Origin of the sequence: Streptomyces lanatus (assembly GCF_014655715.1) — a bacterium.
Taxonomy (GTDB): domain Bacteria; phylum Actinomycetota; class Actinomycetes; order Streptomycetales; family Streptomycetaceae; genus Streptomyces; species Streptomyces lanatus.
In genome coordinates this window covers 835,588-861,612 of sequence record NZ_BNBM01000002.1, presented here as the reverse complement: position 1 = coordinate 861,612, position 26,025 = coordinate 835,588, and the positions used below count along the sequence as shown (strand labels likewise).

Below are 26,025 nucleotides of genomic sequence, written 5' to 3'. Positions count from 1 at the left end.
ACGGCTCTTGCGGGACCTGGCGTGCGTCAGACCGGGTCGACGTGGCCCGGCCCCTCGACCCCCCGCATCAGGTCTCTGCCGAACTCCACCATCTTCTTGGCATAGTCCTCGGTCCACTCGGCCCGCTCGGCGATATCGGCGGGCGTCAGCCGGTCGAATCGCCGGGGGTCCGCCAGCTGGGCCGCCGCGATGGCCTGGAACTCCATCGCCCGGTCCGTCGCCGCCCGGAACGCCTGCGTCAGCTCGGTCGCCCGCGCGAGCAGGGCACGGGGGTCGTCGATCGACTCCAGGTCGAAGAAGTGCTCCGGGTCGTCGGCCGCCTGCGCGGGCTCGAAGAGCAGGGGCGCGGGGCGTAGCCGCGGGTCGTTCCGACGCGGCGTGGGCTCCGCCATGTCTTCTCCTCCTCGTACGTAACCGGTCCACCGTCCATTGTCCCGCGCCCGCGCAAGTGGGCGTCGGGACAGGTCAAACGGGGTGCGGTTCCTTTCAAGGCCGCCAGGCCACCTGATGTTCCGCCAGCCGTGCCGACACCGAGTGATTCGCCTCCCAGCCATCCGGGCTGTATTCATTGGCCGCCTCCGGCGGCGTGCCGGACTCCGTCCGGCGGGTGGGCGGTGCTGTGGTCCGGTCGGTCGTGTGGGTGCGGTTCCTTTCAAGGCCGCCAGGCCACCCGATGTTCCGCGAGCCGTGCCAACACCGAGTGATTCGCCTCCCAGCCATCCGGAAACTTCACCACCGTCCCCAACTGCACCGGCTCCGTCGACGGATAGTCGTCCAGGAGGTGGCTCACCCCGGCCCGGCACACCACGATGCATGCGTGCCGGTGGCGGGAGGCGAGGACGCACAGGCGGCCTGTTTCCAGGTGGAAGGCGGTGGCGTCGGGGCGGCCGGAGAGGGGGTGGAGGATCACGGTGACGTCGTATTCGCGGCCCTGGAGGCGATTCGCCGTGTCCACCGTGACGTCGGTCACGCCCAGCTCGGCCAGCGCCGCGCGGACCGCCGCCGCCTGGTCCCGGTGGGCCGTGCCGACGGCGATCCGGTCGGCGGTCAGGGGCGCGGGGTCCGGTGAGCGCTCCGACGTCGCCGCGCCGCCCCGGTCCAGCAGGCGCCGTACGACCGTCGCGACCGCCCGTACCGCCTCCGGGTCCGTGCGCGGGGTGTGCCGGGCGGGCAGCTCCAGCAGGCCCCAGCCCGCCTCCGCCGCCTCGTCGATCACCCGGTCCGGGCCCGAGCCGTCGGACGGGACCGCGAAAGACAGCCGGCGGTCGCCGTGGTCCGTGCCGCTGCGGAAGGGCGTGTACGGGTAGAACGCGTCGGAGACCAGGGGCGCCGCGGATGCGGGGAGGCGCCAGGAGACCGGCAGGCGGTGCTGGGGCAGGTCCGGGTTGTGGGCCAGCAGGGTCGTCACCGCCGAGGCCGAGGGGTCGTACGACAGGCCCGCCCACTGCTCACTGCCGACGATGGCGAAGGGATCCAGCTGGCCCGGGTCGCCCACGAACAGCGCCCGCTCGAAGAGACCGGCCACGGCGAGGAGTGAGTCCGAGCGCATCTGGTACGCCTCGTCGACGATCGCGTGCCGCCATGGCTCGTCGACCTTGACATGCCCCCACTTGGCCGCCGTGGACAGCACGACCGCCAGGCCCGCGAGGTCGGCCGCCTTCGCCGACTTGCGTACGTTCGGCAGGTCGTCCAGCGCCTTGTCGTACGGGTCGGCGTCACTGCTGTGCAGCCGTCCCACCGGCAGCTCGGGGTTCTTCTCGGCGAGCCTGAGCACCAGGTCGTCGACCTGGGCGTTGGTCTGCGCGACGATCATCAACGGGCGTCCGGCGTCCGCGAGTTCCAGGGCCGCGCGGACCACGAGGGTGGACTTGCCGGCGCCGGGCGGGGAGTCCACGACGACACCGCGCGCGGTGCCGTGCAGGGTGTCCGCGAGGATCGCGTCGGTGGCCTGGGCCGCCGCGGCACCGGGGTCGAACACGGTGGTCACAGCACATCCTCCTGGGTCGGCGCATCGGCCGGCTCGGACACCTGTTCCCCGGGCGGGCCGCCGTGCGTCCACGGTGTCTGCTCCGGGTCGGGCAGCTTCGCGCCGCCCCGCTGCTCGTGCTCGAACAGCGTGAAGCAGACCAGGTCGCCCTTCTGCGGCACCGATCCCTCCTCGGGTTCCTTGCCGCGGCCCATCTTGTCCAGCACCCGCAGCACGACCAGCGAGCTGTCCCCCTCGTGCCCGACGAACTCCGCCGACTGCGGCTTCCCGCCCAGCGACCGGAACACCTTGGCCCGCTCGCCCAGATGCGGCCGGTCGTCTGTGCGGACGGTGACCAGGGGCCGCGGGCTCGGCCGCTTGCCCTCGCTGTACGCCATGACCACATCGGTGACCTCGCCCGCGAACGCCTCCCCGGCCAGTCGCCGCCCCGCCATCACCAGCGGATCGTCCAGTGCCTCCTGGGCCTCCAGACGAGCCTGTTCCCGCTCGCGCGCGGCGAGCTTGTTCGCGGCGGTGACCGCGTCGTCGCGGCGCGGCTGCGGGGGTTCCCCGGCGACGACCCGGTCCCGGTGGCCGGTGAACGACCAGCGGTCGCGGGTCCAGCGCTCCTCGACCCGCCCCGCCTCGGGCAGCTCCCGAAGCAGGTCGAGGCCCCGCCACACCGCGTCCCACGTGGGTCGCGTCCGGCTCGCCACGAGCGCTCGGATCTCCCGCTCGGCGGCGGTGAGGCCGCCCAGCCGGTCGTCGGCCTCCAGGCCGTCCTCGGACGCGGCGAGGGCGGTACGCGCGCGGTCGTAGCGCTCGATCGCCGGTGCCAGCAGCTTGTTGTCGAACGCCGGGTCGGTCGCGGGCCCGGCCGGCGGGCACAGCAGCTGGCCGTCCCGGTCCCGCGCGAGCTCCGCCCGCACAGCCGCCTCGGCGCCCGTCTCGCCCTCGGGAGGGGCGATCCAGGCGAGCAGCGCGCCCAGGTGCTGGTCCTCCAGGGTGGACTGGCCGGTCGCCCAGTGCCGGGACAGTACGTCCGTCATGGCGAGCAGCAGCGAGGAGCCGGGGACACGGGCCCGCTCCCCGAAATGGGTCAGCCAGCGGCCGAGCAGCGGCACGCGCGGGGGCGCCGGATAAGGGGCCTCCGGGTCCTGCTCCGCCGTACGCCGAAAGCGCATCGAGCGGCCCAGCAGCCGTACGTACTCGACGCCCGCGCGGCTCGGCACGATCAACTGCGGGGCGTCCGCGCACAGTTCCACCTCGACCTTGACACGCTTGCCGGTCTCCGGGTCGGTGTCAGTGCGCTCGGCCGCCTCCACGTCCTCGGCGTGGGCGTCGATGTACGGCAGGACGACATCCGCCAACTCGGACAGGAACGTGAACCTGAGGTCCCGGTCGCGCGGCTGCGGTACGACCAGCAGATGCGGGGCGTCCCGGTCGGTGCCGACCAGCGCGCCGAGCGGGGCACCGGCCTCGCCCGCGGTGGTGAGCGGCACGAAGACCAGGGGGCGCTCGGACAGGCGCCGGTGGCGTACGGTCGCGGCGGGCTGGGCGCGGCCGGTGCTGACGGCCTCCAGCCGGGCGAGGGTGGAGATCAGCGACACCCGGCCACCGCCTCCGCGCGCAGCTGTGCCGCTCTGCGCAGGGCCGCCACCGCCGGGTCGTCCGGGTCGCCGGACTCACCGCGCGCCGCCGACAGGACGTCCTCGACCGTGGTCAGACCGCCCAGCTCGGCCCGCACCGAGCGGCCCAGCGAGGTCACCGCGCCGGACTCCAGCGAACGGGCACGGCAGTGGAAGGCCAGCTCGCAGGCGGACAGGCACTCGGGCGCGTAGGTCGCCGGGACCGACTCGACGGCGGCCGTCAGCTCGGCGGCGGGCAGCTCGGGGGAGAAGCAGGTACCGGCGGGGAGGGTGTCGGCGATCTCCTCGATACGGGTGAGCCGCTCCAGCTGGCGGGCGGTCACCGCACGCTGCTTGCGGACGTCGACGGCCGAGGCGGTGGGGAGGTTGGAGAAGTCCTTCGGGCAGACCAGCAGGACGCGGTCACGCACGCGTGGGGTTGATTCCAGCCGGGCGGCGACCGCCTCAAGCGCGAGCACGTACACCGCCGCCTGCCGCGCGGCCGCGCCCACCTTCGCCGGGTCCGCCGAACCGTCCAGCATCGGGAAGGACTTGATCTCCACGACGGTCCAGCTGCCGTCCGGGTGCACGACGACCGCGTCCGGCTCCAGGAAGGCGGGCGATCCTGCGACGTCCAGCGCGAGCATGGGGTGGTCGAGCAGGGTCCACTCGCCGGGCGCCTCGATGGCCTCGCGCAGCGCCAGTGCCGTACGGGCCGTGCGGCCCTCGGGGCCGGTCGCGGTGAGTTCGGGCACGCGCGCGTGGGCGGGCGGTTCGGCGGCGCGGTCCAGCTTCTCGTGCACCAGGCGCAGCAGCTCGGCGCCGCCGTCCGCCTTGACCTTGGCCTCGAAGGCGTTGCCACGGGTGAGGGCGAACTGTGACTGCCCGAAGGCCGACGGCGACCCCAGCGCGCTCGCCAGCGCCGTCTTGTTCACCCCGGCGCCGTCCAGGATCGCCCGCCGTCTGCAACCGGGGTTGGCGGCGAGGGCGGCCAGGGCGCGCGCGTCCAGCGCCTTGGCCGGGACGTCGGGACCGCGCAGCTCAGCGAGCCGGTGCCGGAGCGCCGTCCCCCGCGTCCTGGGGAGAGGCACTTTGCCCGGCTCCGGATCCGAGCCGGGACTCGCGCTGCCGTGGAATTCGCTCACCCGCGGAAGTCTGGCATCCGCCACTGACAATCGAGGAAGAAGTGGCACCGGAGCCGACCGTGACGGGGGCGCCCGCGTTCCTGGCGACCGATCCGGCGGGGACCGCGGCCGGCGTCGCCGCCGGTCCGAAGCGCGTCCGCAGCCGGTCCATGATCCGCATCACATACGGCGCCAGCAGGAATCCGACGCCCATCACGGCGGCACCCGCGACCGCGTCGAGGAAGTAGTGGTTGGCGGTGCCCATCACCACGATCGTGGTGATCAGCGGGTAGGCCACCGCGGCGACCTTCGTCAGGCGCGTCCCGCCGAACCGCCACAGGATGACCCCGCACCACAGCGCCCAGCCCACATGCAGGCTCGGCATGGCCGCGTACTGGTTCGTCATGCCGCCGAGGCCCTTGGGCGCGCTCGCCTCGCCGCCCCACCAGCCGTACGAGCTGTACTGGGCCATCGTGTCCACGAAGCCATGGCCCTCGGCGAGCAGCCGGGGCGGGCAGGTGGGCAGCAGGGTGAAGCCGATCAGGCCTATGAAGGTCGACGTCATCAGCCAGGTGCGGGCCGCGCGGTAGCGCACGGTGCGGGACCTGAAGAGCCACACCAGGAGCACGGGCGTGATCAGGTAGTGCAGCGACGCGTACCAGAAGTCGGCCGGGACGCCGAGCCAGGGCTCGCGGGTGAAGAGGCGGTTGAGGGGGTGCTCCGCGTTGAGATACAGGGCCTTCTCGATGTCCAGGATCGCCAGGCCGTGGTCGACGGCATGGCTGACATCGCCCCGGGCGAGGAGCCGTCCCGCCGAGTAGCAGGCGTAGACCAGCAGGATCAGTGGCAGCTCGGTCCACCAGCGCAGGCGGGTCCGAGGCGTCGCCTCCACGCCAGCTGTTTCGGCGTGCGGCATCCGATCGCCTCCCCCTTCTCATTACGGCGCCCGGTTGACCGGTCGTGCCACTTTACGGTGTACGCGTGCGCCCCCTGCGGGCGCCCCGGCCCTCAAGACGCAGAGATCGCCCACCGGGTTGCCCGTGCACAGCGTGCGCGATGATGGATGTGTTCCGCCTCTCTTTTCTTCCGGAAGGCCCCCTTCATGGCACCGCGCATCCTGCTGGCCCGGCATGGACAGACGGCATGGTCGCTGTCCGGCAAGCACACCGGCAGGACCGACGTGCCCCTCCTGGAGGAGGGCCGCCGGGGCGCGAAGCTGCTCGGCGAGCGCCTGCACCGAGCGCCGTACGACGCGCTGACCGAGGTGGAGATACGCACGAGCCCCCTCACGCGCGCGCGTGAGACCTGCGAACTCGCCGGTTTCGGGGAGCGCGCCCGTACCTGGGACACGCTCATGGAGTGGGACTACGGCGCCTACGAGGGCATGACCCCCGACGACATCCAGGCCCTGCGCCCCGGCTGGCTCATCTGGCGCGACGGTGTGCCCGAGGGGGAGACCCTGGCCGAGGTGACCGCCCGCGCCGACGAGGTCGTGGCGTGGGCACGGGAGGCGGACCGGGATGTGCTGGTGTTCGCACATGGGCACATCCTGCGGTCCATAGGCGCGCGCTGGCTGGGCCTGCCGCTGGACTTCGCGGCACGGATCCGGCTGAACCCGACGTCACTGTCCGTGCTGGGCTGGGCCTACGGCGAGCCGGCCATCGAGAGCTGGAACGACCTGGGGCACCTGGCGGGCTAGCCCGCGCGGCCCCCGCTCACGGAGTACGGGGCGTGGACGCGTGCCGCTCCAGGAACGCCGAGACACCACTCGCGCGCCGGTGCGGCAACAGCACCCGCGCGGTCCCCGCCAGCATCGTCTGCACCCGGGACGACTGCACCTGGTCCAGCAGATCCAGCACCTGCATCCCGGCCGCGGCCGCCTCGTCGGGACGCCCCCCGCGGGCCAGGTCGTCGGCCAGTTCCGCCGTATAGAGGGCGATGTTGCGGGTGAAGTGCGGATCCTGGAGGTGGGCCGCCCGCCCGGCGTGCCGGGCCGCGCGCCGCCAGTTGCCCAGTATCGACCAGCACTGCGCCTCCAGGACCTCCAGTTCGGCCTCGCCGTAGAAGCTCATCCACTCGGGGTCGGCGTCCGAGTGGCCGCGTGCGAAGAGGGCCTGCGCCCGGACGAGGGCCTGCTCGCAGCCGGTCCGGTCGGCGAGCCCGGCCCAGCCGCCCGCCTCGCGCAGCGCCAGCAGCGACATCAGCCGCGAGGAGCCCAGGGACCGCGCCACGCGCTGTGCGGCCTGGGCCGCCCGCACCGCCTCGCGGGGCCGGCCCGCGTCCCGCGCGAGGAACGACGTATTGCAGAAGGCGTGCGCCTCCAAGGCCGGGTCCCCCGCCATCCGGGCCGTGGCCAGCGCCTCCGCGTAGTGCGAGCGCGCGTCGTCGAAGCGGCCCGAGTCGTGCGCCAGCCACCCCACCGAGATGGCCAGTTCACCCGCGCCCGCGTGCAGCCGGTCGCCGACCGCCTGCCGGGTCGTACCGGCGTCGAGCAGTGCGTAGGCGGCCCGCAGGGGCGCTGCCGCGCGCCGGTAGAGGCCGTCGGCGCCGTGCCGGTCGTCGAGCAGCCGGATACGGCGCACGGCTTCCTCGAGCGCGTCCGCCTCGCGCCCCCCGACACGTCGGACGGGACGCTCCGCGGCCGCGGCGTCGAAGGCGAGCCCCAGAGGGCTCAGCGAGGCGGCGGCCACCGTGGCGCCCCCGCCGGTCATGAATGCGCGACGTAGCACGTCGCTCTCCTCGTGGTTCTCGTGGTTCTGCGCTGTGCCGTACGCGTCGTACGGGTGGAACGGGTCCTGCGGGTTCAGTGGGTCATACGGCTCATGAGCCCCCGGCGTCTCACTCGTGGTGCACGCCGGGCTCGTGGTGCTTGCCGGGGGCGCGCCCTCGTCGCCCCGCGCCCGGCGTCCGCGTACGGACGAGCGGGGCGCGAAGCCGAGGTCGGTGAGTGTGCGGCCGGGGAACATGTGCAGGAACACCCGTTCGTACGCGTAGTTGGGGCAGCGGATCTCGCCCGCCTCGACCCGCCCGACGTAACGCGCGTCACAGCTCACCCGCTCATCGATCTCGCGAGCGGCCCGTCGCACCAGCGCGGCGAACTCGGCCGGCGAGCGCTGTCCGCGCAGCTGCCGGAACGCGAGATTCGGCCGCGTCGGCCTGGTGGGCTGGGACGAGGTCAGCTCTGACGACGCCATGGCCGGGTCCTCTCGTGCGAACCGTCGAACCATGCCGGGACGAGGGCGGGTTGACCCGAATGTCCGTACTGGAACCCGTACCGAATATCCGTGTGGTGCCCTTGCGTCCGGCGGGCATGAACGTACCTGCTGTAGCGGACCCTTCACGCAGGGTTTGGCTACAAACCGGATATCTCATACGTGATCTGCCATGAACTGCCATCCTTTGCGGCGGACTTCCGCCGTAGCCGTTGACGTCGCGCCGCGTTGAACTCTTAGGACTGCAAAAGGGGTTCCGTGGTGGAGGTCGGGATGGAGACCAGCCAGAGCATCGTTCCTCGTACGCCGTCGACCACGGCGGGGCACGCGCCGACAGTGGAGTGCAGCGAGCCGCCGGGCGAGGGCTGCGACCCGGACGCGGGGTGCGATGTGGTGACCGTCCCGGCGAGACAGGGCCTGGAGGCGGTCGACATCCTGCGGCGGGGCGCGGCAGGCGAGGCGGTGGGCCCCGTCCTGCACGACGACGGCTGCGACACCCTCGGCTTCGTCGTCCCGCCGGGCACCGCCGCCGCCTGGGACGTACCCGGCAGCACCTGCACCGAGACCGACGGCCGCGGGCTGAGCCTGGACCTGAACCCCGAGCCCCCCGTCGAGGGCTCGGACTGGCTCCTGCCGCCCGGCGAGGCCGACCTGGCGACCGACCCCGCGGTGCTGCGGGCCGCGCTCGGCGAGGCGGCACGGCTGATCCAGGCTGCCGACAACTGTCGCTGACCCGGCTGCCCGGGCGGCACCGCCGCCCGCTTGCGACAATGCCCCCATGGGAAAGTCCAGGAACCCTCGGCGCAGGTCGGCCGTGGTCGAAGCCGTCGTCGAGCGCGTCGACGGCGGACTCGCCGAGCTGATACCCGACCGGGACCGCGCCCGCGCCTGGACGCTCTTCATCGACGGCGCCCCGCAGTCGCACGTCGACCTGGACGACCCGGCGTATCTCTCCTTCGAGTACCAGCGCCGCCTCGGCCATGTCATCGACCTCGTCGCCCCGCCCGGCCGGCCGGTGCGCGCCGTCCATCTCGGCGGCGGCGCCCTCAGCCTCGCCCGCTATGTCGCCGCCACCCGGCCCCGGTCCACCCAGCAGGTCGTCGAGCGGGACGCCGCCCTCGTCCAACTGGTCCGGCGGGAGCTGCCGTTGGACCCGGCCGCCCGGATCAGGGTGCGGTCGACGGATGCCCGGGACGGCCTCGCCAAGGTGCCCGACGGATGGACCGACCTCGTCATCGCCGATGTCTTCAGCGGGGCCCGTACCCCCGCGCACCTCACCTCGACGGAGTTCCTCGACGACGTACGCAGGGTCCTGGCGCCCGGCGGTGTGTACGCCGCCAACCTCGCCGACGGCCCGCCGCTCGCGCATCTGCGGGGCCAGATCGCCACCGCCGCCGACCGGTTCGCGGAACTGGCGCTGGTCGCCGACCCGGCCGTACTGCGCGGCAAGCGCTTCGGGAACGCCGTCCTCGTCGCCTCCGACCGGCCGCTCCCGGTCCCCGAGCTGACCCGGAGCGCCGCCTCCGACCCGCACCCCGCCCGCGTCGAGCACGGCAAGGCGCTCACCGACTTCACCGGCGGGGCGCTCCCCGTGACGGACCTGGCGGCGGTGGCCTCGCCGGCCCCGCCCGCGTCGGTCTTCCGGTGACTCAGTAGTTGCCGATCTCCACCCGCGGCGGTCCGTCGTGCCAGGTGCAGAACACCGACACCCGGTCCGCGCCCGCGGCGAACTCGATCCGGATCCACGTCTCCGTCTTCCACACCTGCATCGACCAGCCCGCGCCCGGCGTGGCCGAGACGAGGGTCGCGGAGGACTCACCGATGTCGAAGACCGCCCGGCCGCCGTCGGTGTCGTAGCTCTTGACCTGGCCGGACGTGGTGGGGGAGGGGCTCGGGTTGCTCGGCGACGGCTTCGCGGGGGCCGGTGTGCGGGGCGTCTTCGTCGGCTTCGGCGAGGGGCTCTTCGACGGGGTCGGCCGAGGTGGCGCATGCGTCGAGGACGCCAGCGGCTTCGACACATCGGCCGCCGTGATGGGCAGGGCGCGCGGGCGGTCGTACACCGTGCCCGCCATCACCGTGTGGACACCCCACCACGACAGCGTGACCGCCGCGCCCGTGGCGAGCGACCAAGCCAGTGCGTGTACGAATCCTCTGCGCATCGCGGGCCATACTGCCTCACGCGTCACACAGGACGCACATGGTCCGAGTTATCCACAGGCCCCGGAACGGGTCCCGCACATGGCGTACGGTGCGGCGCATGGCAAGTGTGCTCGTGGTCGAGGACGACCCGTTCGTTCGCTCGGCGCTCATCCGGCACCTGACCGACGCGGCACACATCGTGCGCAGTGTCGGGACGGCGCTGGAGGCGCTGCGCGAGGTCGCCCATTTCCGTTTCGACGTGGTCGTCCTGGACCTCGGCCTGCCCGATCTGGACGGCTCCGAGGCCCTGAAGATGCTGCGCGGAATCACCGACGTCCCTGTGATCATCGCCACGGCACGGGACGACGAGACGGAGATCGTGCGGCTGCTGAACGCGGGAGCGGACGACTACCTCACCAAGCCGTTCTCGGTCGAGCACCTCTCGGCCCGCATGGCGGCCGTCCTACGGCGTTCCCGTTCCGCCGCCGGAGACGCCCCGCCGGAGACCGTGGTGCGCGTCGGCGGCCTCACCGTCGACCCGCTGCGCCGGCAGGCCGAGCTGGACGGCGCCCGACTCGACCTCACCCGCCGCGAGTTCGACCTGCTCGCCTTCCTGGCCGCCCGGCCCGGAGTGGTCGTCCCCCGCAAGGAACTGCTCGCCGAGGTGTGGCAGCAGTCCTACGGCGACGACCAGACGATCGACGTCCATCTGTCCTGGCTCCGGCGCAAGCTCGGCGAGACCGCCGCGCGACCCCGCTATCTGCACACCCTGCGCGGCGTCGGCGTGAAGCTGGAACCACCCATGGGGGAGCCGCCGCTATGAGGTGGGCACTGGTCAAGGTCTCCCTGGCGGTCACCACCATGGTCGTGGTCGCCTTCGCGGTACCGCTCGGACTCGTCATCCGGGAGATGGCCCGCGACCGCGCCTTCTCCAACGCCGAGCGGGAGGCCGCCGCCGTCGCCCCGGCGCTGTCCATCACCACCGACCGGGACCAGCTGGAGCGGGTCGTCGCCTCGGCCGGTTCCGACGCGGGCATGGCCGTGCACATCCCGGCCTCCGACGAAGCGAGTGCCGTCGACCTCGGCCGGCAGCGCGCCGCCGCCGAAGACATCGCGACCGTACGGAAGCTGGGGCGCGCCTCGACCACAGGGGTCCCCGGCGGATCCACGCTGCTCCAGCCGGTCGCGCTGAGCTCGGGTGAGATAGCCGTCGTGGAGGTGTACGTCCCCGAGGCGGAGGTCACCAATGGCCTCACCACGGCCTGGACGGTGCTCGCCGGCGTCGGCCTCGCGCTGATCGTCGGATCGGTGGCCGTCGCCGACCGGCTCGGCGTCCGGATGGTGCGGCCCGCGCAGCGCCTGGTCGAGGGCGCGCATGAACTGGGGGAGGGCAAGCTGGGCGCCCGGGTGCCCGAGGAGGGGCCGACCGAACTGCGGCTGGCGGCGGTGGCGTTCAACGCGATGGCCGACCAGGTCGTACAACTCCTCGCGAACGAACGGGAGTTGGCGGCCGACCTGTCCCATCGTCTGCGCACCCCGCTGACCGTGCTGCGGCTGAACGCGGCCTCGCTCGGGGACGGTCCGGCCGCCGAGCAGACCCGGGCGGCCGTGGCCCAGCTGGAGCGTGAGGTCGACACCATCATCCGTACGGCACGGGACGCCAAGCCGCAGACGGTGGCGGCCGGTCCGGGCGCGGGGTGCGACGCGGCCGAGGTGGTGCGTGAGCGGATGGCGTTCTGGTCGGCGCTGGCGGAGGACGAGGGCCGCAAGGTGCGGGTGGCCGGCGTGGACCGGCCGGTGCGGATACCCGTGGCCCGGGCGGATCTGGCGGCGGCGCTGGACGCCCTGCTCGGCAATGTGTTCCGGCACACCGCCGAGGGCACGGCGTTCGCGGTCGACGTGCACAACGGCGAGGACGCGGTGATCGTGCTGGTCTCGGACGCGGGGCCCGGCATATCCGACCCCGAGGCGGCGATGGCGCGCGGGCGGGGCTCGGGCAGCGCCGGGTCGACCGGGCTGGGCCTGGACATAGTGCGGCGGCTCGCCGAGTCGACGGGCGGCGACGTACGCATCGGGTCGTCGGTGCTGGGCGGGACCGAGGTGCGGATCTGGATCCAGCTGGACGGGAGGGAGCCGGTGCGACGAGGGCATCGCGGGTCCGTCCGCCGCCGTCGGCCCGGCAGATTGGTCTCGACCTTTAACCGTCCCCGATCCCTTCCTTAAGCGCACCCTAAGGTCCCCAACCGCCGTCCGGATCAGGCGCTTTGCCCGATTCGAGATCGCTAGCGTGCTGCCGCACCCCACCCCCGAACAGCAAAGGCAGACACGCGATGAGCACGCACCGGCGCAGGGTCAGCGGCAGGAGCAAGGCGATCGGCGGCCTGGTCGCGGCGGCCGCGGTCGGCGGTGGCGCCATCGTGCTCACCGGCACCGCCCAGGCGGCCGGGATCGGAGCGGCGTACACCAGGACCAGTGACTGGTCGACGGGTTACACCGCGCAGTACGTCGTCACGAACAACAGCGGTCAGGCGAAGAAGGACTGGACGCTGGAGTTCGACCTGCCGGCGGGCGCGAAGCTGGGCTCGCTGTGGAACGCCGAGTCGAGCGTGAGCGGTCGGCATGTCACCGTGACCCCGCCGAAGTGGGACACGGACGGGCTGGCGGCGGGCGAGTCGGTGACGGTCGGCTTCGTCGTCAACGGCACGGCGGCCCCGACGGGCTGTCTGATCGACGAGGCGAAGTGCGGCGTCGACGACACCGCGACACCGGAGCCGAGCGGCCGCCCGACACAGACCCAGTCACCGAAGCCGACCCCGACCCCGAGTTCGACGGCCACCACCACACCCAAGCCCACCACGACCCCCGGCACCGGCACGAAGGCGGGCGCCGGCTTCGCCCCGTACATCGACACCTCCCTCTACCCCGCCTTCGACATGGCGGCGAGCGCCGAGGCGACCGGCGTGAAGAACTACAACCTCGCCTTCATCACCGACGGCGGCGGCTGCACCCCGAAGTGGGGCGGCGTCACGGACCTCGGCACCGACGCCGTGGCCGCACAGATCGGCGACCTGCGCGCCAAGGGCGGCGACGTCCGGGTCTCCTTCGGCGGCGCGGCCGGCAGCGAGCTGGCGACGACCTGCTCCTCGGCGGACGCGCTGGCCGCGGCGTACGGCAAGGTCGTCGACGCCTACAAGCTGACCAAGGTCGACTTCGACGTCGAGGGCGGCGCACTGCCCGACAAGGCGGCCAACACCCGCCGCGCCCAGGCGATAGCCCAGCTCCAGAAGGCCCACCCCGACCTGGACGTCTCCTACACCCTCCCCGTCATGCCGGAGGGCCTCACCCAGCCCGGCGTCGACCTCCTCGCCGACGCCAAGCAGAACGGCGTCGACATCGACACCGTCAACATCATGGCCATGGACTACGGCCCCGCCTACAGCGGCGACATGGGCACCTACGCCGAACAGGCCGCCACCGCCACCCAGGCCCAGGTCAAGAGCGTCCTCGGCCGCTCCGACAGCGACGCCTGGAAGACGGTCGCCGTCACCCCGATGATCGGCGTCAACGACGTCACCACCGAGATCTTCAAGGTCGACGACGCCACCCAGCTGGTGAACTTCGCCAAGTCCAAGGGCCTCGGCTGGCTGTCGATGTGGTCGGCGACCCGCGACAAGCAGTGCGCGGGCGGCGAGAAGCCTGCGGCGGACGCGACGTGCAGCTCGATCCTCCAGGACAAGTTCGCCTTCTCGAAGGGGTTCGCGGCCTACAACTGAACCCAGGCCGCCCTCGAACCACGGGGGTTTGCGCGTCCCGGCCGGTCTTCCCCCCCATCCGGCCGGGGCGCGCCTGACCGTCCCCCGGGTCAGTTCTTCTGCAAGGTCCGCGTCAGTCCCGCGATGACGGCCGTGGTCAGCACCCAGCCGAAGGCGATCAGGGTGTAGGCGAGCCATTGCACGCCGGTGTCCGTCCAGTACCAGCCGGTGCGCTGGCCCAGGCCCCCGATGGGGATCAGCAGGTCGAGGGTGTAGACGAGCGGCTGGAACGGGGCACCCTCGCCCGGCTTCACCGCGGTCGGCGTATGGGCGCGGAAGACCAGGGAGCCCAGCAGGGTCAGCGTCAGCAGCCAGACGCCGGCCAGCCAGGGGCGGTAGCCGTAGCCGACGGTCGCGTCGAGCAGATGCCCCCAGGCACGCGCCGCCGGACGCAGAGTGCCACGGCGGTGACGCTGCTTGGCCAGCAGTACCCGGCGGGCGTCGTCGTCATGGCCGACCGTGCGGTACCAGGTCGCCAACTGCTCGTACGGCTGCGGACTGTAGCCCGGACCGCGCCGTATCCACGCGATGCGATGGGCGACGGAACCCCGCGAACCCACCGCCTCCCTGCGCTCACCGGCCTCGCCCTCCTTGATGCTGCCGTAGCTGAAACCGTCCAGCTCCACCACGTCCGGCCAGCTGTGCTCGCCCTCGTGCAGATACGACACCTGCGCGCCCCGCAGATCCACCGGGCCGGACGGCCGTCGCGCGAGGACGAGGTCGAAGTCGACGGCCTGCATCAGCATCGCCATCAGGGCGGGGCCACCACCCCCGGGCGGTCCGTTCAGCACCGCACCCTCGAACGTCAGGCTGTCCGTGATCCGGGCGCCCCGCAGCCGTACCGTCCCGTTGGCGGTGAACCCTCGGGAGAAGTCGAGCGTCGACGCCACCGCGCTGTTCAGGGCCAATGCCACTCCCCGCGGGCCAGGGCTCTCCAGGCGCGCGCCGTTCATGAAGAGACCACCCGGCAACTGCGCCCCCGGGAGCCGTACTTGACCGTGTGCGATCAGGCGTCGGGCGAAGAACCCCCCCTCCATGACCAGCCCACCCGCGCCCACGGCCCAGCCACCGGGCGCGTCGATCCGGGCACGGTTGAGGATGACCGCGCCGGACACCCGGGCGTTGATGAGGGACAGGGCCGTGACGGTGCTGTGGTGGGGCGAGGTACGGGTGTACTCCACCAGGGAACCCCGCAGATCGACGGTGCCCTCGACGCGGGTCGAACCGGCTTCGAGGCCGGGCACACGGCTCTCCACGATGGCGATCGACAGCGTCGACGCCCCGTAGAGCTCGATCCGTTCGTCGAACCAGCAGCCCGCCAGCCACAGCGCGTGCCCGATCTGTGCCCCGGCCAGATCGAGGCGCCCCGTGATCCGCGCACCGGTCAGCCGCAGACACGCCACGGCGCCCGGTTCGCCGCCGTGCGCGCCCAGAAGCAGCGCCGCGATCACGGCGGCCCGCACGGTGCGTTCGGGCCCCCACTGCCCGCCCGCGACGGGACGGTCGCCCTCGGAGTCGTCCGGGCGCAGATCGACCTGGCGCCCTTCGGGGAAGGCGTTCCACAACTCACGCTCCGGCGGCGTCAATTCGTCGTATGAGAGCACCCGAGCACAGTAGCCGCGGGGCGCGGCGCACCCCCTCGGCACACCGCGCCCCGCCCCCCGGAACGGCCCCCCGTCCCCCGGCCCTAGAACACCTCGTCCACCTCCGGCAACGCCCCCGTCCGAGCCGCCTTCCCGTACCAGTACGCGCTCGACTTCGGCGTCCGAACAAGCGTCGAGTAGTCGACGTACACCGCCCCGAACCGCTTCTCGTACCCGTATGCCCACTCGAAGTTGTCCAGCAGGGACCACAGGTAGTAGCCGCGGACATCGGCGCCGTCCGTGATGGCCTGTCGTACCGCCGAGAGGTGGCCGTGGAGGTAGGCGATGCGCTCGGGGTCGTGGACGCGGCCGTCGGGGTCGGGCTTGTCGTCGTAGGCCGCGCCGTTCTCGGTGATGTAGAGGGGCAGGCCGGGGGCCTCGCGGGTGTAGCGCATGATCAGTTCGTGCAGGCCGGTCGGGTCGATGGACCAGCCCATCTCGGTGCGCTCGCCCGGCGTCTGGTGGAACAGCACGTCGTCGGCGCCGGGCCACGGCGAGTGCTCGCTGGCGCCGTGGCCGTCGGCGCGCGGGCCGGTCGATTCGGCGTCGGACGCGGAGACCAGGGCCGGGGTGTAGTAGTTCAGGCCCAGCGCGTCCAGGGGCTGGTTGATCGCGGCCAGGTCGCCGTCGAGGACGTACGACCAGTCGGTCAGCAGCTCCGTCGCCGCGTACAGGGACTCCGGGTAGACGCCGTGCAGGATGGGGCCGTGGAAGACCCCGTTGGCCAGGTCATCGATCTTCCGGGCCGCCGCCAGGTCCGCCGGGTCCTGGGAAACGGGCCGGACGACGGAGGAGTTGAGGCTGAGCGCCACCGAGTTGCGGGCCGGCATCACCGAGCGCAGGGCCGAAGCGCCGAGCCCGTGCGCCAGGTTGAGGTGGTGCGCGGCGCGCAGTGTCGCCGCCGGTTCCGTGCGGCCCGGCGCGTGCACGCCCGAGCCGTAGCCCAGGAACGCGCTGCACCACGGCTCGTTGAGCGTGATCCACTGCTCCACCCGGTCGCCGAGCGCCTCGCCGACGATCTGCGCGTACTCGGCGAAGCGGTACGCGGTGTCCCGCTCGGGCCAGCCGCCCGCGTCCTCCAACTCCTGCGGCAGGTCCCAGTGGTAGAGGGTGACGGCGGGCTTGATGCCCTTCTCCAGCAGCTCGTCCACCAGGCGGCGGTAGAAGTCCAGGCCCACCTGCACCGCGGGGCCCCGGCCCGTCGGCTGCACCCGCGGCCAGGAGATGGAGAAGCGGTACGCGCCCAGGCCGAGGTCGGCCATCAGCGCCACGTCCTCGCGGTAGCGGTGGTAGTGGTCGACAGCGATGTCACCGTGCTCGCCGCCGGCCGTCCGGCCCGGGGTATGGCTGAAGGTGTCCCAGATGGACGGGGTACGGCCGCCCTCCCGCACCGCTCCCTCGATCTGGTATGCGGAGGTCGCGGCGCCCCAGAGGAAGGCGGAGGGAAAGGACACGGAGGACATGGGTTCAGGCATGGAAGCGCTCCCATTGGGGGTCGTGGAGGACCGACGGGTGGAGGGGGGAGAGGGGGAGGAGGGGCCGGGGCTGCGGTGACCCGGCCCCGAGTGGCCTGGGAAGAAGAAGGCGTGCCCGGGGCTCAGCCCTTGATCGCGCCCTGCATGATGCCGCCCACGATCTGCTTGCCGAACAGCAGGAAGGCGATCAGCAGCGGCAGGGTGCCGAGCAGGGCGCCGGCCATGATGACGGCCTGGTCGGGGACGTATCCGGTGCCCAGGGAGTTCAGGGCCACCTGGACGGTCGGGTTCTCCTGGTTCAGGGCGATGATCGGCCACAGGAAGTCGTTCCAGGCGAACACGAAGGTCAGCAGGCCGAGTACGGCCATCGCGGGCCGTGCCGCCGGGAACACCACATGCCACACCACCCGCAGACTGCTCGCGCCGTCCACCCGCGCCGCCTCGATCAGCTCGCTCGGCAGCGCCTGCAGCAAGTACTGCCGCATGAAGAACGTACCGAAGGCCGTGCACAGCGTCGGCAGGATGACCGTCTGGAGCTGGTTGGACCAGCCGAGGTCCGCCATCCACAGATACAGCGGTACGACCGCCAGCTGCGGCGGGATCATCATCGTGCCGATCGTCAGCAGCAGCAGGACGCCGGAGAACCGGAAGCGGAGCTTGGCGAAGGCGAAACCGGCGAGGGTGGCGAACAGCACCGTGCTGATGGTGATCGTGCCCGCGACGAACACGGTGTTGAACATCGCCTTCCCGAGCCCGGCCTCCTCCCACGCCCGGTCCATGTTCTTGAACAGGTTCCCGCCGAACCACAGCGGCGGCGGGGTCTCCGCGAGCCGTCGGTCGGTGCGCGAGGCCGCGATCGCCGTCCACACCAGCGGGGCCAGCGACACCAGCGCGAACACGGTCAGGACGACGTACGTCAGCGGGCCGGCGTGCAGCTGCTTGCCGGCGCCCATGACGCGGGGGCGCCGGGGCGGCCGTACCTTCTCGGCCCGCGGAGTCGTCAGTTCGGTCGCTGTCATTGGGACTTCCTCAGCCGTCGGGAGACCAGCAGTTGGATCACGGCGACGATCAGCAGGATCAGGAACATCGACCAGGCGATCGCGGACGCCTTGCCGAGGTTGCCGATGATCCAGCCCTGGTCGTACATGTACAGACCGAGGGTCTGGTACTGGTGCTCGGAGCCGCCCTTCGAGCCGCTCACCCCGCCGAACAGCAGCGGCTCGCCGAAGAGCTGGGTCGCACCGATCGTGGAGACGACCACCGTGAAGAGGATCGTCGGGCGCAGCTGCGGGACCGTGACATGGATGAACTGCTGCCAGCGGTTGGCGCCGTCGATCGCCGCCGACTCATAGAGGTCGGCCGGGATCGCCTGCATCGCCGCGAGGTAGATCAGCGCGTTGTAGCCCGTCCAGCGCCAGATCACGATCGACGACACCGCGAACTGCGAACCCCAGTCGGACTCACGCCAGTTGACCGGGTCGATGCCGACGAAGTCGAGGAGCCAGTTGATCATGCCGCCGTCCCAGGAGTACAGCAGCACGAACACCAGCGTCGCCGCGGCCACCGAGGTGGCGTACGGGGTGAGCATCACGACCCGCCACATCGTCGAGCCGCGCAGCCGGTAGTTGAGCAGATGGGCCAGGCCGATCGCCATCACCAGCTGCGGCACCGTGGAGATCACACCGATGGTGAAGGTGTTCCACAGCGCGTTCCAGAAGAAGTCCGAGGACAGCAGGTTCTGGTAGTTGTCCAGGCCGGTCCAGGTCTGGCCGTCGAGGTTGGACAACTGCACGTTGTGCAGCGAGTACCACGCCGTATAGAGCAGCGGGACCAGCGAGAACGCCCCGAAGACGATGAAGAAGGGGGCGATGAACGCGTACGGCGACGCCTTCATGTCCCAGCGGTACAGCCGGCTCCGCCAGGAGTCCTTCCCCGGCGGGGGTGTACCGCGACCGCGAGCGCGGCCGGCCGCGCCCGGCTGTTCACCGGGCGCGGCGTCGGCGCTCGACGCGGGATGCGCGAGGGCCTGCTTGGAGCTGCTCACTGGCCGAGCACGTCCTTGATCTCCTCGGAGGCGGCGTCCCAGCCGTCGTCAGGGCTCTTGCCCTTCTGCTCGACCTGGAGGATGCCGATGTCGGTCAGGGCCGTGTTGATCGCCTGGTCCTTGATGCCGAAGTACTGCGACGGGATCGTCTTCGCCGAGTCGGAGAAGATCTGTGTGATCGGCGCGTTCGAGAAGTACTCGGTGGTGGCGGTCGCCGGCTTCAGGGTGGAGTACGCCGACGGGGTCGACGGGAAGCTCGCCTGCTTGGCGAAGACCTTCGCCTGCTGCTCGGGCGCGGTCAGCCACTTCGCCAGGGCGATGGCCTCCTTCTGGTTCTTGCCCGACGTCGGTACGCCGATGAACGAACCGCCCCAGTTGGCCGCGGTCGGCGCCGCCGCCACGTCCCACTTGCCCTTGCCGGCGTCACCGGACTTCTCCAGGATGTAGCCGATCATCCAGGCCGGGCAGGCCACCGTGGCGAAGGTGCCGTTGGCGTAGCCCTGGTCCCACGGCTTGTCGAACTGCTTCAGCTTCGCCGACATGTCGCTGGTCGCCACGTCCATGGCGACGTCCCAGGCGTTCTTCACGCCCTGCGACTTGTCCCAGTCGACGGTGCCGTCGTCCTTGTAGTAGCGCTCGTCCGCGCCGCCGAGGGCCGCGTTGTAGACCGAGGAGGCCGAGTCCACGAACTTGGTGCCGCTGGGCGCCTTCTTCATGTACTCCTTGCCCAGGTCGACGTACTTGTTCCAGTCGCCCTGCCACTGCGCGGCGAGCTTGGTGCGGTCCGTCTCCAGGCCGGCCTTCTCGAACAGGTCCTTGCGGTAGCAGATCGCCATGGGCCCGACATCCGTACCGAGCCCGATGAGCTTGCCGTCCTTGGTGGTGGCCTGGGCGTTCTTCCAGTCCAGCCACTGCGACTTGTCGACCTCCTTGCCGAGGTCCACGAACTTGTCGGCCTGCGTCTGCACGGCCTCGGTGATGTTCATGACTTCGATGGCCTGGATGTCGTCGGCACCGGAGCCGGCCTGGAGGCGGGTGAGGACCTTCGGCCAGTAGACGTCGGTACGGGTGGTGACGTTCTCCTTGATGCTGATGTCCGGGTGCAGCTTCATGTACTCGTCGTAGAGGCCGGCCTGCTTGTAGCCGAAGGTGCCGAAGGTGCCGACGGTGAGGGTGGTCTTGCCACCGCCTCCGTTGCCACCGCCCTCGCCCGAAGAGTCGTCCGAGTCCTCGGCGCAGCCGGCGAGCAGCCCTGTCGTCAGCGCGGCCGCGACCGCGAGGGTCATCAGCCTGCGGGACCCACGGATACTCGTGCGCATTGGTTCCTCCTGTTGCCTGACCTGCCGACCCCCCGGCCAACTGCACTTGCTGGGCCCGTTCATTGTTCACGCTGCGGCTCGGGCGGGGAACGTGCGGGATGTGTATGTGTCAGGTACTGTGGGAGCGCTCCCACAGGTGATGTGTTGAAGGTTCGTCGGTCCGGGCGGGGGTGTCAAGGGTGGGGGAGCGGAGTTCTGCGTTCAGTTATCGGGCCGTTAACTGGACCTGCAAGGGGCGGTTCGGGGGCGCTCAGTGCGGCACGCGGGACTGTTAGATTCCAGGCCAGGCACGGAATACGGCGAGAGGGCGGAGCCCATGGCAAGCCACGGAGCGCGGGGCCGGAGCGGTGGCCGGCCCACCCTCGAAGAGGTGGCGGCCCGCGCGGGCGTGGGACGGGGCACCGTCTCCCGGGTGATCAACGGCTCGCCCCGGGTCAGCGACGCGACCCGCGCGGCGGTGGAGGCGGCGGTGGCGGAGCTGGGCTACGTCCCGAACACGGCGGCCCGAGCCTTGGCGGCGAATCGTACGGACGCGATCGCCCTCGTCGTCCCCGAACCGGAGACCCGCTTCTTCGCGGAGCCGTACTTCTCGGACATGCTCAAGGGCGTCGGCGCCGAGCTCTCCGACACCGAGATGCAGCTCCTGCTGATCTTCGCGGGCAGCGACAAGGAACGCCGCCGCCTCGCCCAGTACCTGGCGGCCCACCGCGTCGACGGCGTCCTGCTGGTCTCGGTCCACGCCGACGACCCCCTCCCCGACCTGCTGGCCCAGCTGGAGATCCCGGCGGTGATCAGCGGCCCCCGCTCGGCGGCGGAGACCCTGACCTCGGTCGACTCCGACAACTACGGCGGTGCCCGCTCGGCGGTCGAGCACCTGCTGGGCCGCGGCAGAGGGAAGATCGCCCACATCACCGGCCGCCTCGACGTCTACGGCGCCCAGCGCCGCGTCGACGGCTATCGCGACGCCCTCGGTGACGCGGGGCACCAGGTGGACGAGCGGCTCATCGAGGCGGGCGACTTCACCGAGGAGGGCGGGGCGAGGGCGATGACCATGCTGCTGGAGCGCTGCCCCGACCTGGACGCCGTCTTCGCCGCCTCGGACGTGACAGCGGCGGGCGCCCGCCAGGCCCTGCGCGAGGCGGGCCGCCGCATCCCCGACGACGTCGCCCTCGTCGGCTACGACGACTCCGCCATCGCCCGCCACATGGACCCACCCCTCACCAGCGTCCGCCAGCCCATCGAGGAAATGGGCCGCCGCATGATCGACCTCCTGCTGAGCGAGATCGCGGATCGGCGTCCGGCGGTGTCGCGGGGGTTGGAGAAGAGGCAGATGGTGCTGGCTACGGAGTTGGTGACCCGGGCTTCGTCGTGAGGGTGGGCGGGGGAGTGGGTGCGGGTGTGGGGGTGGCGTGGACGCCGGTGTACTGGGCGGTTCGGGGTGCGCTGGGGCGGTGAGTATCGCCGTGCGGCTGCCGGGTGGCCGGCTGACGGGGGCGGGTCGCCGCAGGGCGGCGGATCGGCGATGCGTTCGGCTTGGGTGGCGTAGGTGGCACGGGAGACTTTCGGCGGGTGCCGTTCGCTCGTGCCTGGGCGTCGTGAGGGTGGGCGCGGGTGTGGGCGTGGACGCCGGGTGTACTGAGCGGTTCGGGATGCGCTGGGGCGGTGAGCATCGCCGTGCGGCTGCCGGGCGGCTGGCTGACAAGGGCGGGTCGCCGCAGGGCGGGCCGATCGGCGATGGCTTCGGCTTAGGTGACGTAGGTGGCCCGGAAGACTTTCGGCGGGTGCCGTTCGCTCGCGCCTGGGCGTCGTGAGCGCGGGAGCAAGCGTGGGTGTGGCGTGGACGCCGTGTACCGGCGGTCCGGGATGCGCCGTGGGGGTGAGCATCGCCGGTGGGCCGACCGGCGACGGGCCGACCGGCGACGGCGACGCCTTAGGCGACGTAGGCGGCCCGGGAGCATTCGGCGAATGCCGCTCGGGCGTCGTGAGCGCGGGCGTGGGTGTGGCGTGGACGCCGGTGTGCATAGCGGTCCGGGATGCGCCGGGGCGGTGAGTATCGCCGTGCGGCCACCCGACGTCCGGCCGACGAGGGCGGGCCGATCGGCGACGTAGGCGGCCCGGGAGACTTCCGGCGGTGCCGCTTCCTCGCGTCGTGCCCGCGCGCTGATCCACCGCGACGGTCCGGTGCCGAGGGCTCGAACGCCGTGCCGACGTGGCCCATTCATCCGCGTGCTCGGACGCCGCCCCGCCGTACCTCCGCAGAAATCGGCCGACTTCGATCACCCCGGTACGCGGCCCGATGGACTGGGCAGGGATGGACCGCACACGCGGTCAGCGGCCCTCGGGACGGGGTCGGTACAGAATGTGGAGGGTGACCCATGCGTACCTTGACCTTCGTCATCGGTACGGGACGCAGCGGCTCGACCGCGCTGTCACGCATGCTCAACGCCCACCCCGACGTACTGAGCCTCAATGAGTACATGGCCTCCGTGGGCGACGCCGCCTTCCCCGAGGGGAAGGTGACCGGCGAGGAGTTCTGGCAGGCGCTCTCCCGTCCCGCCCCGCACTTCGAGCGGATGATCCGCAGCGGGCTGCCGCTGCCGGAGTTCCTCTACACCCGCGACCCCGGCCGCTACTCGGCGGAGACCACCGGCATCCCCGCCCTCTCCCTGATGGTCCTGCCCCACCTCACCGACGACCCGGACGGTCTCCTCGACGACCTCGGCGAGACGGTGCCCCGATGGCCCGGGCGCACCGCCGCCGAGCACCACCGGGCCCTCTTCGACCTGCTCTGCGGCCGTTTCGGCAGAACCGCGGTCGTCGAGCGCTCCGGCTACTCGACCGGCTGGGCACCGAAGCTGCGGGAGGCCTTCCCGGACGCGAGGTTCGTCCACATGTTCAGGAACGGCCCCGACTGCGCCCTCTCCATGAGCCGCCACGTCGGCTACCGCACGATCACCCTGCTCCGCGAGATCAAGGAACGGGCAGGCATCGAGAGCTTCTCGGACCTGACCCCCGAGCATGTACGCGCCCTACCCCCGGACTTGGCGCCACTCCTCGACGACCGCTTCGACCCGGCCCTCGTACGAGACCGCGACCTCCCCCTCCGCAGATTCGGCGCCCTGTGGTCCGAACTCGTCACCGACGGCACGGAGTTCCTGGCCGGCCTTCCCGCAGGACAGCGCACGACGCTCGCATACGAGAATCTGCTGGACAAGCCGACCGAAGAACTCACCCGCCTGGCCGAGTACATCGGAGTGGATCCCCAACCACAGTGGCTGGACACGGCATCCGCCATGCTCGACCACACCCGCCGAGGTTCAGCGAGCAGATTGCCGGCAGCCGAGTTCGCGGAATTGACGGAGAGTTGCGCGCCGGGCACAAATGCATTGGCCGGCCGAACAACAAACGCACGGACCCCCACGTGATGCCACCACTCACACGGGGGTCCGCTCGAAATGCCGGGAAGCCGCCCAACTCCCCAGCCTGCGCAGCTAACCGGTGGCCGTCACCCCCCGGCCCGCAGCGCGTCGAGGAAGTGCCGTCGGCCAGTGGGCCAGCGCGGCGGTCGCGGCGTACCAGGCCACCGCCCCGGCCGCGACGGCGAACCAGCCGCCCACCTTGGTGAGCCCGTCGTTGTCGGCGAAGGTGCCGATCGCCATGAGCAGCAGGGAGACGAAGAACAGCCCGTACGCACCCTGGCCGAGCTGGTCGCCGCCGGCGAGGGTGAGGGACAGTGCCACGAGGGCGAAGAGCAGCAGGAACAGTCCGGCGGCGTTGGCGGAGACCTGGGCGTCCGCCGCGACGGCCCAGGTGAACCAGAGCGAGCCGAGCGCCACGAACGCGGTTCCGTTCGCGCCGTCACGGTCGCGGAGGGCCATCAGTCCGGCGACGAAGAGGGCGATGCCGCCCACGTACTGGGCGATTGATACGGCGTCAGCGGCCGACACGCCGTCGATCACATCGGCGTACCCGAGGCCGAAGGCCAACAGGGTGATTCCGAGGGCGAGTCGGCCGACCACGCTGGTGATTCCGCTTCCCGCGGAGACGTCGTTGTCCACGGCGGGCTCCCTTCATGCATGTGCAGTTGTGCGGTGTGCCATATATGCCCTTCACAAGGGCACAAACACCTCTACGCGCCAGTAGATTCACGCAACGCGAGAAGGGGAGCGGTGTCTCGAACGGCTCATCTCACCTGGGACAACGGCGAGTTACGGAATGACAACGACGGGACGCTTGGCCCGCTTGGCGAGCCGCCCCGCGACCGACCCGAAGATCCGGCCGACGATGCCGTGCGTGGAGCCGACGACGATCGCGTCCGCCTCGTACTCCCGCCCCACCTCTTCGAGTTCGTTGCAGATGTCGCCGCCGCGCTCGACGAGGATCCACGGCACCTCGGCGAGGTACTCCGCACACGCGAGTTCGAGGCCGAGGACCTCGGTGCGGTGATCCGGTACGTCGACGAAGACCGGTGGCTCACAGCCGGCCCACACCGTGGTGGGCAGCCGGTTGGCGACGTGGACGATGATCAGGCCCGACCCGGAGCGATGGGCCATGCCGATGGCGTACGCGAGGGCGCGTTCGCTGGAGGTGGAGCCGTCGAAGCCGACGACGACGCCGTGTTTGAAGGCTGGATCGCAGGAGTGGCGTGGCTCTTCCGCCGCCAGGGGCTCGGCCGCCGTGGGGTCGGCGACGGGCCGCTTGCGGTCCGCGGGTTCGAAGAATTCGTGACCGGCCATGGCTGTCTCGGCGTAAAGATCCTTGTGTGGGTGGGACATCGTTGCGGCGGAGCTGTGTCCGGGAATGGTCTTCCCAACCCCATACCCCAAGGGTACGGCGGCACGCCTCCTTAGCCCAGATACCCGCTCACGGTCGGTGCGGGTTCCAGGGAGCATGCACGAGGGGACGCCCGTAACGCAATGGTTGCTGCGGTGTACAGGCGGTTTGCACAAGGTTCACTCGTGTCCCCCCGCATGGACAGCCGTTGATCAGTGACCCAGGGCTCGAACCCGCGTTGATCACCACGAGCCACCGCCCAGGGAGCCCAGGAGCACGCACCCATGTCCGGACCCCACACCCCCGCCGAGGACAGCGCCACCGATGTGGTCCGCTGGGCGGCCTTCAGCTGCGTCCTGGTCCCCGTGGTCCTCCTCGTCTACGGCACCTCGCTGGCCGGCGCGACCGGCACGGCCCTCGGTCTCGCCGCCGTGACGGCGGTGTGCCGGGTGCTGCTGCGCCAGTCCGAGCGCGGCGCGACCCGGCTGCGGCAGGAGGAGCGTCACGGCCCGTCACCCCGGCGTCGCGGGCGCCATCACCGGACGGGAACCGGGGCCCATAGAGGCGGACGTCACACTGGGGGAAATACACCGGTCGGCTGACCGGTTTTCACACCCCGGCACGCCACTTTTCAGCCAACTTCTGGCGCGCATGCATTCCCTGCCCCGAACACCCTCCAACCCCCGTTCCACCTGCACGGAAAGGGCCTCAGGGGGTCTGCGCACCCTACGTGGATTGGCCACCGCGACAAGGCGCACTTCCCTGCACGGCCCGTGAGTGCAACGCTTCGTGATCGAATGCTTCACGCCAAGTTGCCAAGTCGACAATGTGCCGAGTGGTGAACCGGCCACTGAGGCGCGGCGCGACACAGTAGATTCGATCTTGACTGT

23 protein-coding genes are annotated in these 26,025 nt (G+C 71.5%); 9 read left to right on the top strand and 14 right to left on the bottom strand.

Going from position 1 to position 26,025, the window contains the following annotated elements:
- Positions 1-26 precede the first annotated feature (26 nt).
- The 5 genes from IE325_RS08965 to IE325_RS08945 all read right to left on the bottom strand — a co-directional run bounded on the left by IE325_RS08965 (position 27) and on the right by IE325_RS08945 (position 5,634).
- Positions 27-392: a DUF8844 domain-containing protein gene (locus IE325_RS08965; RefSeq protein WP_190069182.1), complete on the bottom strand. Its 366-nt coding sequence runs from the start codon at positions 390-392 to the stop codon at positions 27-29.
- Positions 393-652: 260 nt separating this feature from the next.
- Entirely contained in the window at positions 653-1,987 is a 1,335-nt protein-coding gene (locus IE325_RS08960; protein WP_190069181.1) for an AAA domain-containing protein, read from the bottom strand.
- Positions 1,984-3,576, bottom strand: coding sequence for an amino acid adenylation domain-containing protein (locus tag IE325_RS08955; RefSeq protein WP_190069180.1), 1,593 nt, complete (start codon positions 3,574-3,576; stop codon positions 1,984-1,986). Before IE325_RS08955 ends, IE325_RS08960 begins: the two co-directional genes overlap by 4 nt.
- Positions 3,567-4,685 (bottom strand): hypothetical protein, encoded by a 1,119-nt coding sequence (locus IE325_RS08950; protein ID WP_190069179.1) that lies wholly within the window; start codon positions 4,683-4,685, stop codon positions 3,567-3,569. The genes IE325_RS08955 and IE325_RS08950 overlap by 10 nt, the downstream gene beginning before the upstream one ends.
- A complete protein-coding gene (locus IE325_RS08945; protein ID WP_190069178.1) occupies positions 4,636-5,634 on the bottom strand; it encodes a phosphatase PAP2 family protein in 999 nt (332 codons plus the stop codon). The genes IE325_RS08950 and IE325_RS08945 overlap by 50 nt, the downstream gene beginning before the upstream one ends.
- 186 nt (positions 5,635-5,820) lie before the next feature.
- Between IE325_RS08945 and IE325_RS08940 the strand changes: the two genes are divergently transcribed.
- Positions 5,821-6,417 carry a histidine phosphatase family protein gene (locus IE325_RS08940; RefSeq protein WP_190069177.1) on the top strand — a complete coding sequence of 199 codons (597 nt, stop codon included), beginning with the start codon at positions 5,821-5,823 and terminating at the stop codon, positions 6,415-6,417.
- A 16-nt stretch (positions 6,418-6,433) separates the two neighbouring features.
- On the opposite strand, the gene IE325_RS08935 is transcribed toward IE325_RS08940, so the two are convergent.
- Positions 6,434-7,912, bottom strand: coding sequence for an NsdA family TPR-like regulatory protein (locus IE325_RS08935; protein ID WP_190069176.1), 1,479 nt, complete (start codon positions 7,910-7,912; stop codon positions 6,434-6,436).
- Positions 7,913-8,203: 291 nt separating this feature from the next.
- Between IE325_RS08935 and IE325_RS08930 the strand changes: the two genes are divergently transcribed.
- Positions 8,204-8,662: a hypothetical protein gene (locus tag IE325_RS08930; protein WP_373315129.1), complete on the top strand. Its 459-nt coding sequence runs from the start codon at positions 8,204-8,206 to the stop codon at positions 8,660-8,662.
- Between the two features lie 46 nt (positions 8,663-8,708).
- Positions 8,709-9,578, top strand: coding sequence for a spermidine synthase (locus IE325_RS08925; protein ID WP_190069174.1), 870 nt, complete (start codon positions 8,709-8,711; stop codon positions 9,576-9,578).
- Between the two features lies 1 nt (position 9,579).
- Here IE325_RS08925 and IE325_RS08920 read toward each other — a convergent pair whose 3' ends face one another.
- Positions 9,580-10,089, bottom strand: a complete 510-nt coding sequence (locus IE325_RS08920) for a hypothetical protein (RefSeq protein WP_190069173.1) — start codon at positions 10,087-10,089, stop codon at positions 9,580-9,582.
- A 98-nt stretch (positions 10,090-10,187) separates the two neighbouring features.
- On the opposite strand from IE325_RS08920, the gene IE325_RS08915 reads away from it, so the two are divergent.
- The 3 genes from IE325_RS08915 to IE325_RS08905 all read left to right on the top strand — a co-directional run bounded on the left by IE325_RS08915 (position 10,188) and on the right by IE325_RS08905 (position 13,842).
- Positions 10,188-10,892, top strand: a complete 705-nt coding sequence (locus IE325_RS08915; protein WP_190069172.1) for a response regulator transcription factor — start codon at positions 10,188-10,190, stop codon at positions 10,890-10,892.
- Positions 10,889-12,292 carry a sensor histidine kinase gene (locus tag IE325_RS08910; RefSeq protein ID WP_190069171.1) on the top strand — a complete coding sequence of 468 codons (1,404 nt, stop codon included), beginning with the start codon at positions 10,889-10,891 and terminating at the stop codon, positions 12,290-12,292. The genes IE325_RS08915 and IE325_RS08910 overlap by 4 nt, the downstream gene beginning before the upstream one ends.
- A gap of 107 nt (positions 12,293-12,399) precedes the next feature.
- Positions 12,400-13,842 (top strand): glycoside hydrolase family 18 protein, encoded by a 1,443-nt coding sequence (locus tag IE325_RS08905; protein WP_190069170.1) that lies wholly within the window; start codon positions 12,400-12,402, stop codon positions 13,840-13,842.
- 89 nt (positions 13,843-13,931) lie between these two features.
- Here IE325_RS08905 and IE325_RS08900 read toward each other — a convergent pair whose 3' ends face one another.
- The 5 genes from IE325_RS08900 to IE325_RS08880 form a co-directional block, all read right to left on the bottom strand.
- Positions 13,932-15,485 carry an oxidoreductase gene (locus IE325_RS08900; protein ID WP_190069169.1) on the bottom strand — a complete coding sequence of 518 codons (1,554 nt, stop codon included), beginning with the start codon at positions 15,483-15,485 and terminating at the stop codon, positions 13,932-13,934.
- A gap of 83 nt (positions 15,486-15,568) precedes the next feature.
- Positions 15,569-16,999 (bottom strand): GH1 family beta-glucosidase, encoded by a 1,431-nt coding sequence (locus IE325_RS08895; protein ID WP_190069168.1) that lies wholly within the window; start codon positions 16,997-16,999, stop codon positions 15,569-15,571.
- A 122-nt stretch (positions 17,000-17,121) separates the two neighbouring features.
- Positions 17,122-18,018, bottom strand: a complete 897-nt coding sequence (locus IE325_RS08890) for a carbohydrate ABC transporter permease (protein WP_190069167.1) — start codon at positions 18,016-18,018, stop codon at positions 17,122-17,124.
- Positions 18,015-19,043, bottom strand: coding sequence for a carbohydrate ABC transporter permease (locus IE325_RS08885; RefSeq protein WP_190069166.1), 1,029 nt, complete (start codon positions 19,041-19,043; stop codon positions 18,015-18,017). The genes IE325_RS08890 and IE325_RS08885 overlap by 4 nt, the downstream gene beginning before the upstream one ends.
- Positions 19,040-20,362, bottom strand: coding sequence for an ABC transporter substrate-binding protein (locus tag IE325_RS08880; RefSeq protein ID WP_190069165.1), 1,323 nt, complete (start codon positions 20,360-20,362; stop codon positions 19,040-19,042). Before IE325_RS08880 ends, IE325_RS08885 begins: the two co-directional genes overlap by 4 nt.
- A 316-nt stretch (positions 20,363-20,678) precedes the next feature.
- On the opposite strand from IE325_RS08880, the gene IE325_RS08875 reads away from it, so the two are divergent.
- Positions 20,679-21,734 carry a LacI family DNA-binding transcriptional regulator gene (locus IE325_RS08875; RefSeq protein ID WP_190069164.1) on the top strand — a complete coding sequence of 352 codons (1,056 nt, stop codon included), beginning with the start codon at positions 20,679-20,681 and terminating at the stop codon, positions 21,732-21,734.
- A gap of 1,003 nt (positions 21,735-22,737) precedes the next feature.
- Complete coding sequence (locus tag IE325_RS08870) at positions 22,738-23,787, top strand: sulfotransferase family protein (protein ID WP_190069163.1); 1,050 nt, start codon at positions 22,738-22,740, stop codon at positions 23,785-23,787.
- 66 nt (positions 23,788-23,853) lie between these two features.
- Here the strand turns inward: IE325_RS08870 and IE325_RS08865 are convergent, their stop codons facing one another.
- Both IE325_RS08865 and IE325_RS08860 read right to left on the bottom strand, forming a co-directional pair.
- Positions 23,854-24,420, bottom strand: coding sequence for a GPR1/FUN34/YaaH family transporter (locus IE325_RS08865; RefSeq protein ID WP_190069162.1), 567 nt, complete (start codon positions 24,418-24,420; stop codon positions 23,854-23,856).
- Between the two features lie 150 nt (positions 24,421-24,570).
- Positions 24,571-25,098 carry a universal stress protein gene (locus IE325_RS08860; RefSeq protein WP_190069161.1) on the bottom strand — a complete coding sequence of 176 codons (528 nt, stop codon included), beginning with the start codon at positions 25,096-25,098 and terminating at the stop codon, positions 24,571-24,573.
- 321 nt (positions 25,099-25,419) lie between these two features.
- Between IE325_RS08860 and IE325_RS08855 the strand changes: the two genes are divergently transcribed.
- Positions 25,420-25,737 carry a hypothetical protein gene (locus tag IE325_RS08855; RefSeq protein ID WP_190069160.1) on the top strand — a complete coding sequence of 106 codons (318 nt, stop codon included), beginning with the start codon at positions 25,420-25,422 and terminating at the stop codon, positions 25,735-25,737.
- Positions 25,738-26,025 lie beyond the last annotated feature (288 nt).

Coding starts and splice junctions, on each gene's coding strand:
- IE325_RS08965 (WP_190069182.1), bottom strand. CDS start 392: ATGGCGGAGCCCACGCCGCGTCGGAACGACCCGCGGCTACGCCCCGCG.
- IE325_RS08945 (WP_190069178.1), bottom strand. CDS start 5,634: ATGCCGCACGCCGAAACAGCTGGCGTGGAGGCGACGCCTCGGACCCGC.
- IE325_RS08940 (WP_190069177.1), top strand. CDS start 5,821: ATGGCACCGCGCATCCTGCTGGCCCGGCATGGACAGACGGCATGGTCG.
- IE325_RS08935 (WP_190069176.1), bottom strand. CDS start 7,912: ATGGCGTCGTCAGAGCTGACCTCGTCCCAGCCCACCAGGCCGACGCGG.
- IE325_RS08930 (WP_373315129.1), top strand. CDS start 8,204: ATGGAGACCAGCCAGAGCATCGTTCCTCGTACGCCGTCGACCACGGCG.
- IE325_RS08925 (WP_190069174.1), top strand. CDS start 8,709: ATGGGAAAGTCCAGGAACCCTCGGCGCAGGTCGGCCGTGGTCGAAGCC.
- IE325_RS08920 (WP_190069173.1), bottom strand. CDS start 10,089: ATGCGCAGAGGATTCGTACACGCACTGGCTTGGTCGCTCGCCACGGGC.
- IE325_RS08915 (WP_190069172.1), top strand. CDS start 10,188: ATGGCAAGTGTGCTCGTGGTCGAGGACGACCCGTTCGTTCGCTCGGCG.
- IE325_RS08910 (WP_190069171.1), top strand. CDS start 10,889: ATGAGGTGGGCACTGGTCAAGGTCTCCCTGGCGGTCACCACCATGGTC.
- IE325_RS08905 (WP_190069170.1), top strand. CDS start 12,400: ATGAGCACGCACCGGCGCAGGGTCAGCGGCAGGAGCAAGGCGATCGGC.
- IE325_RS08895 (WP_190069168.1), bottom strand. CDS start 16,999: ATGCCTGAACCCATGTCCTCCGTGTCCTTTCCCTCCGCCTTCCTCTGG.
- IE325_RS08890 (WP_190069167.1), bottom strand. CDS start 18,018: ATGACAGCGACCGAACTGACGACTCCGCGGGCCGAGAAGGTACGGCCG.
- IE325_RS08880 (WP_190069165.1), bottom strand. CDS start 20,362: ATGCGCACGAGTATCCGTGGGTCCCGCAGGCTGATGACCCTCGCGGTC.
- IE325_RS08875 (WP_190069164.1), top strand. CDS start 20,679: ATGGCAAGCCACGGAGCGCGGGGCCGGAGCGGTGGCCGGCCCACCCTC.
- IE325_RS08870 (WP_190069163.1), top strand. CDS start 22,738: ATGCGTACCTTGACCTTCGTCATCGGTACGGGACGCAGCGGCTCGACC.
- IE325_RS08860 (WP_190069161.1), bottom strand. CDS start 25,098: ATGGCCGGTCACGAATTCTTCGAACCCGCGGACCGCAAGCGGCCCGTC.
- IE325_RS08855 (WP_190069160.1), top strand. CDS start 25,420: ATGTCCGGACCCCACACCCCCGCCGAGGACAGCGCCACCGATGTGGTC.